This window comes from Dellaglioa sp. CoH-56-MRSF-12 (genome assembly GCF_056782075.1).
The window spans coordinates 70,711-82,992 of the sequence record NZ_JBXAYD010000004.1 but is presented as its reverse complement, the minus strand read 5'-3'; the positions used below and the strand labels follow the sequence as shown (position 1 = coordinate 82,992).

The window sequence follows — 12,282 nt, the reverse complement described above, 5'->3', positions numbered from 1 at the left end:
CGCTTGACGTTTTTCAGGATGTATGCGATATTATTAATCGGAGACCAACACAAAGGGGAGCCGATTAATTTTGGCTGAGAGTGAAGAAATTCAGACCCTTGGAACCTGTTTGTTAATGCAAACGTAGGAATTGTGTGTAGAAGATTAACACCTTCTTTGTGCTTGGTTTACTAAGTCAAAGGAGGTTTTTTTGTTGGAAAGAAAAAAATTATTGATATTACTAGAAGGGGTCGTTATGGCCGCTTTAGCAATGGCGCTATCATTTGTTCCTAATCCGCCAAATATTGATATTGCACTAGGTGTGTTACCTATTGTGGTATACAGTTTACGACGCGGATTAAAAATGGGATTAATTATTGGGTTACTATATGGTATATTACCTATTTTAATTGGAACTGCGTTTGTATTAACGCCGGTTCAGGCTATCTTAGAGTATCCAGTTGCTAATTTGGTACTAGGATTTTCTGGGTTATTCTCTGCTCGTTTTTTAAGTCAGTTGCGTACTAAAAATATGCGTGGTGCCATACAATCACTGACTTTTGCGATTTTAATAGCTGTATTTCTAAAATACAGTGCTCATTTTATGGCTGGTATCATTTTTTGGTCAAAATATGTTCAATGGGGGCTTTCTCCAGTTGTGTACTCAGCAGTTGTCAATGGTGGGAGTATGATTATTAACATGATTATTGCTACCTTGATACTTAGTATCATACTTAAAAAAAGTCCAGGAATCTTCCTAGCTAAATAGAATAGACAGAAAAAGACGGATATAATAATCCGCCTTTTTTTATAAAAAAGGTTCCTAGCTAATTAAGCTGGGAACCTTTAAAATTTTTATTTTTAAATTAAGCGATTGACATAACTGCGGTTAAAACGACACCACCGACTGTTACAAGAATCATTAACCACACGACAAACATTGTGATTTTTTGGAATGTAGATTTCTTTTTCTTCATGTTTTACCCACCCTCTCAAATCTAATAGTGTAACTATAACTTTTTTATAAGTAAAATGTCAACTTAAAAGTAGTCATTTTTCTTTAAATAATAAGCAGTTAATAAACAAATTATTAACGTGATTAATTGTAACCACCAGAATGAAAAATGAGTGTCTGCACCAGGAAGGGATACGTTCATGCCGAACATACCGCCAACGATTGTTGGTATCGTTAAAATAATCGTCATCGACGTTAAGACCTTCATGATAATATTTAAATTGTTTGAAATAACTGATGAAACCATTTCACCATAATTCTCTAATATTTTAGTTTGAATGCTTGTCATTGTTTCGGCTTGTTGGTTCTCGATTAAAACATCTGTGAGTAAATCATCAGTTGCCTTTTGTTTGAAATGCTCATTTGAGTCAACCATAGATTGAAGTACTGGATTATTTTTCTTTAAAGCAGCATCAAAATAAACTAAACTTTTTTGCATTGACATCATTTGATAATATTGCTCATTTTTAGTTGCTTTAGCAAGTGATTTTTCTAAATTTTCGGTTTCTTGAATGATAGATTTTAACGCAACGACAAAACTTTGTGATAGATACCAAAGTAATTTCAAAGTGAATTGATCCGATGTTATCGTTTTAATTTGATGAATTGGACTATCCGCGATAAATTTACTGATAAAATCTGGTTCACTATTTGAGACTGTAATTATTGCATCATCTGCTAAGATAATTGAAAAAGGAAACGTTTGGTATTCTAAGTAGCCTAGCGAGTTTCTAATGCGATGAGGGTACTGCATTAAGACTAAGTCAGGAACAATATTTTGAGACAATCCTTCAGTTCTTGAATTTTCTTGATCATCTGAAATAGCGGTCATATAGTCTCGTGGTATAGCATACTTTTTAATAAGTTCATTTATTTCTATTTCAGAAGGATTTGTAACGTTAATCCAACATGATTTACTGTATTCTTTTATTTTTTGAATTGTACCTAACTCAGTTGATGTATAATATTCTATCAATATCAAAGTCCCCTTTATTCGAATAACATAATACATAGTATACCAAATTTTTTAAGCTTTCGTTAATTCAGACATCTAGTTGTTAAGATTAGTTCAAATACGCTATAATAGTAAACATAACTGTAACCTAAATTGAAATATATGGTAGAATCATCTATAATATAAGACATTGATTTTTATGAAAATGAGGGATGAAAATATGTGTGGATTTGCAGGTGTATTGAGCGACAGACAAAAAAATACCAATGATGATTACGATAAAATTGTTCATAATATGACAAAAATGATTGTTCACCGTGGTCCTGATGATTCAGGTTATTTTAGTGATGATGATATAACAATGGGATTTAGAAGATTAAGTATTATTGATTTAGAAGGCGGACACCAACCACTTTCATATGAAAATGAACGTTACTGGTTAACTTTCAACGGTGAAATCTATAATTATATTGAACTACGTGAAGCATTAGTTGCTGATGGTTATGAATTTAAAACAGATTCTGATTCAGAAGTCATTTTAGGTATGTATGCTAAGTACGGTGCAGAAGCTGTTAAGCAATTCCGCGGAATGTTTGGATTTGTTATCTGGGATACGCAAGAAAAAACACTTTTTGCTGCCCGTGATCAATTTGGGATTAAACCATTTTATTACGCTATAGCAGATGACAATTTTTATTATGGTTCGGAAAGTAAAGCTATTTATAAAGTTTTAAAAAATAAGACATTTGATAAAGATGCACTTCAAGATTATATGACATTCCAATTTGTACCAGAACCAGAAACGTTAACTAAAGAAATTGATATGTTACAACCTGGACATTATTTAACGAAAAAATTAGGCGAGAAGCCAGTCATTACACGATATTTTTCTGCCGAATTTCATCCAGTAGTTCGTCCAGAAGAGACATATATTAAACGTATTAAAGACGTCTTAATTGATTCAGTTGATAAGCATATGCGTGCCGATGTACCAGTTGGTTCATTCTTATCTGGTGGAATTGATTCGTCTATTATTGTTGCTATTGCTAAAGAATTAAATCCAAAATTAGAAACAATTTCAGTTGGATTTGAACGTGAAGGCTATAGTGAAATAGATGTTGCGCAAGAAACCGCAGAAAAATTAAATGTCGCTAATTTTAGTTCTGTTATTACGGCTGAAGCATTTATGAAGGCTTTTCCACATTTTATTTGGAATATGGATGATCCCTTGGCTGATCCGGCTGCTGTGCCTCAATATTTCCTTGCTAAAGAGGCCAGAAAACGTGTTAAAGTTGCATTGACGGGTGAAGGTGCTGATGAACTATTTGGTGGTTACACTATTTATCATGAACCTGAATCATTAAAAGGATTTAAATACACTAAACCAATTAATGGTGCGTTGAATAAAATTGCTCAAATGATGCCTAAAGGGATGCGTGGACAAAGTTTCCTTCTTCGAGGCACGACACCAATGGAGGATCGTTACGTTGGTAATGCTTTTATTTTTAATGAAAAAGAAAAAGAAGCATTCTTTAAAGACTATAATAAAAATCATCCATTCCAAAGTATTACTGGCCAATATTATAATGCATCAAAAGATTACAATAAAATAGATCAAATGCAATTTATTGATATGCATACATGGTTAAATGGAGATTTATTGCATAATGCCGATCGTACAACAATGGCACACAGCATAGAATTGAGAACACCATTTTTGGATAAAGAAGTTTTTGCAGTTGCTTCTGAAGTGCCTGCAGATTTGAGAATTGCACATGGAACAACCAAGTATGCTTTACGCAAAGCTGCTGAAGGTATCGTTCCTGACCATGTTTTAAATCGTAAAAAATTAGGTTTCCCTGTGCCTATTCGTTTTTGGTTAAAAGACGAAATGTATGACTGGGCTAAACAAATTATTAATGATTCTCAAACAGATGAATTTTTTAACAAACAATATTTCATAGATTTATTGGATGAACATCGTGCTGGTGTTAGAGATAACTCCAGAAAAATATGGACTGTCTTAACATTTATGGTATGGCATCGTATTTACATTGAAAGTGACATATTAGAAGATAGTAAAACAGTAACAGAAAAAGCTAAATAATAAATAGTGGGAGTTCAAAATAATGACAATTATGGTTCAGAAGTTTGGTGGCACATCGGTTCAAGACGATGAGTCGAGACGAGCAGCTTTAAAACACGTAAAATATTCAGTTGATAAAGGGTATCAAGTCGTTGTCGTTGTTTCAGCAATTGGGCGTAAAGGTGCACCTTATGCAACTGATTCATTATTAGGACTTGTCGATGGAGAGCAATCATTACTTTCTAATAGAGAACTTGATATGATTGTTTCTGTTGGTGAAACTATTTCTGCCGCAGTTTTTTCTGAATTATTGAATAAGGAAGGCATTAAAGCTGCTGCTTTAACAGGGCAGGATGCTGGAGTTGAAACAACTGATGAATTTCAGAATGCTAAAGTAATTAACATTAATACTGATTTAATTGATGAGGCATTTAAAGATGCTGATGTTTTAGTTGTGACTGGGTTCCAAGGTGCTACAAGTAAAGGTCAAACGACGACTATTGGGCGTGGTGGAAGTGATACGACAGCTGCATTACTTGGAGCAGCATTAGATGCTGAACGTGTCGATATTTTTACTGACGTGTCAGGGATGATGACTGCCGATCCTAGATTAGTTACAAAGGCAAAATTTCTAGAAACAGTCAGTTATGAAGAAGTTGCAAATATGGCTCATGAAGGTGCGAAAGTTATCCATCCTCGTGCAGTGGAAATTGCGCAACAAGCCCATGTTCCAGTTCGGATTCGCTCAACTTGGCAAAGTCCTGAAGAGATGGGAACCCTTGTGACCGACCGAAACTTAGGTGTAAAGCATTATCGTAGTGTAACTGGTATTGCTCATGTGACTGGACTCAGTCAATTTACAATTAAAACAGTTAATCATGCTCCAAAAGATGTTTTTAATTTGATGTCCAATAATAATTTGAGCGTTGATTTTATTAATATCTCACCTGGCAAAGTCCTCTTTAATTTGTTCAATGATGATGAAAAAAAAGCTAAACAACTTTTAGTAGATGCTGGAATTGATGTCTCAGTGCTTCCAAACTGTGCGAAAGTTTCAATTGTGGGAGCGGGGATGACTGGAACACCAGGTGTTACGGCCAAAATTGTAACAGCACTAGCTGAGAAGGATATTAATATTCTTCAAACAACTGATAGTTATACGACAATTTGGATTTTAGTTCAACAGGACGATTTAAAAACTGCTGTTAATGCATTACATGATGTCTTTTTAAGCAGTATCTAAAAGGGGTAATTTATGAAACTTTTACCATTTTTTGGAACTTGGTATGGGTCGATAATTTTAATATTTGGATATATTCTAATTTTAACTTTACTTAAACGTATTTTACGTAAAAATTGGCCTAAACGGTTGCAAATCATTGATTTTTTACCACCATTACTTCTTTTATTGACACATATTTTATCAGTACGAGAGTTTAATTTATCGATTACACCATTTATAATATTTTCTTGGTGCTTAATTGGTATTGCTAGTGCGCTTATGTATGCGTATCGAGATGGAGAATTAATTTATGCAAAATTTTTCAAGACCATTTGGAAAATTACTGATATTTATATGCTTGGATGGTACCTCTTAATGCTTCTCTTTTTAGTACTATTTTAAGGATATCGTCCTACATTTTTAATTATAAGTAATGTAAAAAACACTTAATCTAAAAAGGATTGAGTGTTTTTTTGTATATTATCATTTAAAATCATAATATTGGGGAATTCAGTGGTGGAATGTGGGGCATTGTGGTAAAATTTAAATAGTTACTATGAAGGGGGGCTGTACACAATGTTTATGGGCGAATTTAAACACACTTTAGATACTAAAGGTAGATTAATTATTCCAGCTAAATTTCGTGAGGAATTAGGTGAGAAATTTGTTATTACTCGAGGTATGGATGGTTGTTTATTCGGATATACACAAACAGAGTGGACACTCCTAGAAGAAAAGCTTAAAACACTCCCTTTAACAAAAAAAGATTCACGGGCTTTTGTAAGATTTTTATATTCTGCAGCTACAGAATGTGAATTTGATAAACAAGGCCGTATTAATATTCCAGTTCCTTTAAGAACACATGCTGATTTAGAAAAAAAATGTGTGCTAGTAGGTGTTTCAAACAGATTCGAAGTATGGAGTGAAGATCGATGGAATAGTTTTTCAGAGAGTGCATCAGAAAATTTTGATGAAATTGCAGAAAATATGATTGATTTTGGATTTTAAATAACACGTATGAAAGGGGATAAAACTATGACGACATTTGAACATGAAACAGTACTACTAAATGAAGCAGTAGATGGGTTGGCTATTAAACCAGATGGTATATATGTTGATTGTACTTTGGGTGGCGGTGGACATAGTGCCCTAATCCTGTCTCAACTAAGTACGGAGGGACATTTATATGCTTTTGACCAAGATCAAACAGCGATTACTTATAATGAAGGGCATTTAAAAAAATACATAGAAAATGGACAAGTTACGTTTATTAAACGCAATTTTAAAGATTTAAAAGCCGCGTTACTGGAACTTAATGTCACGGAAGTAGATGGTGTACTCTATGACTTAGGTGTATCATCCCCACAATTTGATGTCGCAGAACGAGGCTTCAGTTATCAGCACGATGCGCCGTTAGATATGAGGATGGATTTAAGTGCAGAATTAACAGCTAAAGAGATTGTTAATAATTGGACATATCAAGAACTTATTAGAATCTTTTTTAGATATGGTGAAGAAAAATTTGCAAAGTCAATTGCTCGTCAGATTGAAAATGCTAGAGAAAATGAAGAAATTGTTACAACTAGTCAATTAGTTGAATTAATTAAAATGGGTATTCCGGCTCGTGCAAGACGAACAGGTGGGCACCCTGCTAAAAAAGTTTTTCAAGCTATTCGAATTGCGGTTAATGATGAATTGGGTGTTTTAGAAGATTCATTAGAGCAAGCAATTGATTTAATTAATGTTAAGGGGCAAGTTAGCGTTATTACATTTCAGTCATTAGAAGATAGATTGGTCAAAACGATGTTTAAGGAACGAACAAGTTTACCAGAGTTACCACCGGGTTTACCTGTAATTCCAGATAATATTCAGCCAAATTATGCACTAGTTAATAAAAAGCCAATTTTACCATCAGAATTAGAATTACAGAATAATAGGCGTGCACATTCAGCAAAATTGAGAATTATAAAACGATTGAAAAAATAATATTTTATAATAAAGGGGTTACATATCATGGCACAAAATAGCACAGCACGACAAATGCCAAGAGAATATAAAGAAAATCCAAGACAACAACCTATACATAAAAAAACAGTGGGATCACAAAGTGTTGCATTTTCTAGAATTGAAAAATCATTATTTGGTTTAATTGGTGCAATTTCTTTGGTACTTATGCTTATGCTAGTTTCATCTCAGGTAGAGTTGTCTAATAGTAGTCAATTTTTACAAAATATTAACAGCGAAATAACAGCTATTCAAACTAAGAGTTCTGATTTGACACAAGAAGTGAACGAACTTGCCAGTAATGATCGATTAAATAGTATCGCTAATAAAAATGGTCTTAATTTAAGTGAGAGTAGAATAAGGAATGTAACGAAATGAATAATCAAAAGCAACGGATGATAAATGACATGAAAAAGAAACGTAGAAATAGGCAAAGGTTTGGTGTGCTACTAATCCTGGCCGTTTTAGCGATTCTTTTGATGTTTATCATTCGTTTTTCTTATATTGTAATAGGTGGAAAAGTTTCAGATGTTAATTTAAGTAGCCAAACACAGGCACTTTATGAAAATAGTCGAATTGATAAAGCAAATAGAGGAACCATTTATGATGATTCAAATCAACCGATTGCTGAAGATACAACAAACTACTCAATTTATGCAGTTCTATCAAAATCATATGTTGGTGCAAATAACAAAGCGTTATACGTTACTGATAAGAGTAAAGCTGCAAAAGTTATTAGTGATGCGATTGGAATGAAAGAATCTAAAGTTTACAATATTTTGAATGCAAAAAAAGGAACTTACCAAGTTGAATTTGGTAATTCTGGTAAAAACTTATCTTTGGAAACAAAAAACAAGATAGAATCAGCAGATTTAAAAGGTATTTATTTCACTGAAACACAAGCAAGATTATATCCAAATGGTGTTTTTGCATCACATTTAATTGGTGTGACAAAAAGCACTTCAAAAAAAGGTGATTCAACTTTATCTGGTGTAATGGGACTAGAATTAGCATTTAATAAACAATTAAGTGGAACAGACGGGTTAAAAAAGGTCCAAAAAGATAGTTATGGTTACCAACTACCAAACTCAAAGACAAAAACAAAAAAAGTTGAAAATGGAAATAATATTTATACAACCATTGATACAAAATTACAAACGTATCTTGAAACAACTCTAACTAACGTACAAAAAACATATAATCCTAAATCAATGAATGTTGTTATAATGAATGCTAAAAATGGAAAAATTTTGGCAGGAAGTCAACGGCCTACATTTAATGCAGATACCAAAAGTGGTATTTCAAAGATGTGGCGTAATACGCTAATTGAAGATAGTTATGAACCTGGCTCGACTATGAAAGTATTTACAATGGCAGCTGCTATTGAAAATAATGCCTACAATGAGAATGCCGTCTATAAATCAGGTGTTTTAAAAGTGGGAACTAAGATTGTTCCTGATTGGAATACATCTGGTTGGGGTTTAATCACTTATCGTGAAGGTTTCGCTCGTTCAAGTAATGTTGGTATGGCTAAGTTGGAACAAGCGATGGGGCATACTGCTTGGCTTAAATATATTAAAAAATTTGGTTTCCTGGAAAGTACAAATCTGGGATTAGCTAATGAAGCAAAAGGTAGTATTGAATTTCAATACCCAATTGAACAAGCAGATACAGCTTTTGGTCAAGGAATAAATGTGACAACTATGCAAATGATGCAAGGTTTTACGGCATTTGCAAACAACGGTAAGATGATCAAACCAACGCTTGTGGATAAAATTGTAGATCCTAATACTGGAAAAACAACGTATCAAGCTAAAACAACAAATTTAGGACAAGTTATTAAAAAATCAACGTCTAAAGAAGTATTAAGCATGATGCAAGATGTTATCTACAAAAATTATGGGACCGGTAATGCCTTTAAAATTGATGGTTACAAGATAGCTGCAAAAACAGGAACTGCCCAAATTTCGGATCCAAATGGAACTGGATATCTAACGGGTGATGCAAATTATGTCTTTTCAGTTGTAGGTATGGCGCCGGCCAAAGATCCAAAATATATTATGTATGTAACGATGAAACAACCACAAAATATGCAAGGTACCAGTGGTAATGCTATTTTGGCACAAATATTTAATCCATTGATGAAGAGGACTTTAGAAGAAGACAGTTCAACAGCGGTATCAACTGCAAAGACTAATGTAACAGTAGCAGACGTTACAAATAGTTCAACTTCATCAGCTAAAACAAAATTAAACGAACAAAATCTAGATATTGCAGTTATCGGACATGGCAGAACGGTAGCTAATCAGTATCCACCTGCTGGAACGACTGTATTATCCGGACGTAAAATATTGTTATTAACAAATGGTGAAATGATTATGCCTGATTTAACCGGTTGGTCAAAGAGTGATGCGGTGAATGCTGCAGAATTAATGAAACTAAACTTAACGACAACGGGTAGTGGTTATGTAGCAGCTCAAAGTATTAAGGCGAATACAGTTGTTAAAAAATCAACTATGGTGAAATTAACGTTAAAATAAAAAGGTGAATATAGATATGAGAGCAGATAAATTAATCCAAAGTTTAAAATTTAAACGAGTATCAACGGCGATTGATTCAGAGTTAGATATTAAGCTATTAACACAAGATACAAGAGAAGTTGTTGAAGATAGTCTATTTGTTGCTGTTGAAGGTTATACAGTTGATGGACATGATTTTGTGAATCAAGCGGTTGAAAAAGGTGCGAAGATTATTATTGCTCGTAAACCAGTTGATGTACCTGTTCCAGTCGTTTATGTCCAAGATACAAATCGTGCGATGGCAATTCTTGCCGATGCATTTTATGGCGTCCCAAGTCAGCAGATGAGAATGATTGGTGTTACTGGTACAAATGGTAAGACGACTGTTACACATTTGATTGAACAAATTTATCGTGACTTAAATCAAAAAACAGGTTTAATCGGTACAATGTATCGTAAAATAAATGATACACTGTATCCTTCGAATAATACAACTCCAGATGTTATTACATTGCAAAGAACTTTAGCACAAATGAAACAAGAAAAAGTTGAAACTGTTGCAATGGAAGTTTCTTCACATGCGTTAGTCTTAGGACGTGTATGGGGTATTGATTTTGATATCGCAGTTTTTACAAATTTGACACAAGATCATTTAGATTTTCATAAAACAATGGAAAATTATGCACATGCAAAAAGTATGTTATTTGCTCAGTTGGGTAATCATTATACTGAATCAGGCGACTCAAAAGTGGCTGTTTTAAATTTTGATGACCCAGTGGCTCGAACGTTTACTCAGTTTACTTCTGCTCAAATATTATCTTACGGTATCGAAAATGATGATGCCATGATTCAAGCTAAAAATATTGAAATTAAGAGTCATGGAACTGAGTTTGATTTAATTCTTTTTGGTGAAACAACTCATGTTACAATGCAATTAATCGGCTTGTTTAATGTTTATAATATGCTTGCTGCGTTTAGTGCCGCATATGCTGCTGGACTTGATGAAACACAAATTATTAAATCACTTGAAAAAGTGACTGGTGTTAAAGGTCGTTTTCAATTAGTGCCTTCTAAAACGGGTATCAGTGTAATTGTAGATTACGCGCACACACCAGATGGGTTATTAAATGTCTTAGAGACAATACAAGATTTTGCACAAAATAAAATTTATTGCATTGTTGGCTGCGGTGGTGATCGTGATAAAGGAAAACGTCCTAAAATGGCAAAAATTGCTGCTGACCATAGTGATTACCCAGTATTTACTATGGATAATCCTAGAACTGAAGATCCTAAGGAAATTATGGCAGACATGCTGACTGGAATTCCAGAAAATAGAGCAACTGTTATAATGGATCGACACGATGCAATTGCTCAAACAATAAAAAAGGCGCAACCAGGAGATGTTATTTTAATTGCTGGTAAAGGTCATGAAGATTATCAAATTCTTGGTCGAGAAAAAGTGCATTTTGACGATGTTGAAGAAGCATCGGGAGCATTAAATAAAAAATAAGAATTGAGTGAGGATAAGACAATGACTAAACCAGAAATGTTTATACCGTTGGTAAGTGGATTCGCATTAACGTTTATGTTTATGCCATTATTTATTGGCTATTTTAGAATACGTAAACAAGGGCAAATGATTAGAGAAGAAGGACCAAAATGGCATGAGAAAAAGTCTGGTACACCAACAATGGGTGGATTTGTCTTTAATATTGCTATTATTATTACTGCAATTTGGACAGGTATATGGGCTAATTCTATGACACCAGCGATGATGATTATGATTTTCATCTTATTTTTATATGCTATTTTAGGATTTTGGGATGACAGTATCAAATTATTCAAACGACAAAATGAAGGTTTAAAGCCTTGGCAAAAATTATTGGGTCAAATAGTTGGTGGATTAATCTTCACCGTCGTTTATGTCCATGAACATTTGCCACTTGCAATTAATGTCTTTGGTTTTGGTGAGGTCTCAATCGGTATTCTTTATGCTGTATTCATTATTATTTGGCTTGTTGGATTCTCTAATGCGGTTAATTTAACTGATGGAATTGACGGTCTTGTTTCAGGTCAATCAATTATTGCATTCGGTGCATATGCAGTTGTTGCGCAAGTACAACAACAAAAGGATGTACTTATTTTTTGTTTATCTGTCATTGGCGCATTAATTGCGTTCATTTGGTTTAATCATAAACCAGCTAAAGTTTTCATGGGAGATATGGGATCGTTAGCATTAGGTGGTGCATTAGCAACCGTTTCAATTTTATTACACCAAGAACTATCACTCATTTTTATTGGTATTATATTTGTTTGTGAGACGGCAAGTGTTATTTTACAAGTAGCTTCATTTAAATTAACAGGTAAACGCATATTCAAGATGAGCCCAATTCATCATCATTTTGAAATGAGTGGTTGGAATGAATGGAAAATTGATATTGTCTTTTGGACTATTGGGTTAATTGCTGCGATTTTAACGTTACTAGTCATTTTATAAAGGGA

Annotated in this window: 12 protein-coding genes and 1 riboswitch; of the genes, 10 read left to right on the top strand and 2 right to left on the bottom strand. The window is 33.7% G+C overall.

Translation table 11 applies throughout. The annotated features are described in order from the left end of the window. Nucleotides 1-43: 43 nt before the first annotated feature. Nucleotides 44-147: riboswitch (TPP riboswitch) on the top strand. A gap of 46 nt (nucleotides 148-193) precedes the next feature. Further along, nucleotides 194-748, top strand: a complete 555-nt coding sequence (gene thiT, locus AC1RPY_RS05540) for an energy-coupled thiamine transporter ThiT (protein WP_481761674.1) — start codon at nucleotides 194-196, stop codon at nucleotides 746-748. 97 nt (nucleotides 749-845) lie between these two features. Here the strand turns inward: thiT and AC1RPY_RS05535 are convergent, their stop codons facing one another. After that, a complete protein-coding gene (locus AC1RPY_RS05535; protein ID WP_409022359.1) occupies nucleotides 846-956 on the bottom strand; it encodes a DUF4044 domain-containing protein in 111 nt (36 codons plus the stop codon). 63 nt (nucleotides 957-1,019) lie between these two features. After that, on the bottom strand, nucleotides 1,020-1,970 hold the full coding sequence (locus tag AC1RPY_RS05530; protein ID WP_409022360.1) for a magnesium transporter CorA family protein: 951 nt from the start codon (nucleotides 1,968-1,970) through the stop codon (nucleotides 1,020-1,022). 199 nt (nucleotides 1,971-2,169) lie between these two features. On the opposite strand from AC1RPY_RS05530, the gene asnB reads away from it, so the two are divergent. The 9 genes from asnB to mraY all read left to right on the top strand — a co-directional run bounded on the left by asnB (nucleotide 2,170) and on the right by mraY (nucleotide 12,277). Continuing rightward, complete coding sequence (gene asnB, locus AC1RPY_RS05525) at nucleotides 2,170-4,056, top strand: asparagine synthase (glutamine-hydrolyzing) (RefSeq protein ID WP_481761723.1); 1,887 nt, start codon at nucleotides 2,170-2,172, stop codon at nucleotides 4,054-4,056. A gap of 22 nt (nucleotides 4,057-4,078) precedes the next feature. Next, nucleotides 4,079-5,278, top strand: coding sequence for an aspartate kinase (gene dapG, locus AC1RPY_RS05520; protein ID WP_481761675.1), 1,200 nt, complete (start codon nucleotides 4,079-4,081; stop codon nucleotides 5,276-5,278). Between the two features lie 12 nt (nucleotides 5,279-5,290). Next, entirely contained in the window at nucleotides 5,291-5,659 is a 369-nt protein-coding gene (locus tag AC1RPY_RS05515) for a DUF3397 family protein (RefSeq protein ID WP_409022362.1), read from the top strand. A gap of 174 nt (nucleotides 5,660-5,833) precedes the next feature. Then, nucleotides 5,834-6,265, top strand: coding sequence for a division/cell wall cluster transcriptional repressor MraZ (gene mraZ, locus AC1RPY_RS05510; RefSeq protein WP_481761676.1), 432 nt, complete (start codon nucleotides 5,834-5,836; stop codon nucleotides 6,263-6,265). Nucleotides 6,266-6,292: 27 nt separating this feature from the next. Further along, nucleotides 6,293-7,243 (top strand): 16S rRNA (cytosine(1402)-N(4))-methyltransferase RsmH, encoded by a 951-nt coding sequence (gene rsmH / locus AC1RPY_RS05505; RefSeq protein WP_481761677.1) that lies wholly within the window; start codon nucleotides 6,293-6,295, stop codon nucleotides 7,241-7,243. A gap of 27 nt (nucleotides 7,244-7,270) precedes the next feature. After that, nucleotides 7,271-7,639, top strand: a complete 369-nt coding sequence (gene ftsL / locus AC1RPY_RS05500) for a cell division protein FtsL (RefSeq protein WP_481761678.1) — start codon at nucleotides 7,271-7,273, stop codon at nucleotides 7,637-7,639. After that, entirely contained in the window at nucleotides 7,636-9,801 is a 2,166-nt protein-coding gene (locus tag AC1RPY_RS05495; protein ID WP_409022366.1) for a penicillin-binding transpeptidase domain-containing protein, read from the top strand. Before ftsL ends, AC1RPY_RS05495 begins: the two co-directional genes overlap by 4 nt. Before the next feature lie 16 nt (nucleotides 9,802-9,817). Next, nucleotides 9,818-11,290, top strand: coding sequence for a UDP-N-acetylmuramoyl-L-alanyl-D-glutamate--2,6-diaminopimelate ligase (locus AC1RPY_RS05490; protein ID WP_481761679.1), 1,473 nt, complete (start codon nucleotides 9,818-9,820; stop codon nucleotides 11,288-11,290). A gap of 21 nt (nucleotides 11,291-11,311) precedes the next feature. Continuing rightward, entirely contained in the window at nucleotides 11,312-12,277 is a 966-nt protein-coding gene (gene mraY, locus AC1RPY_RS05485; RefSeq protein ID WP_409022368.1) for a phospho-N-acetylmuramoyl-pentapeptide-transferase, read from the top strand. Nucleotides 12,278-12,282: the final 5 nt, after the last annotated feature.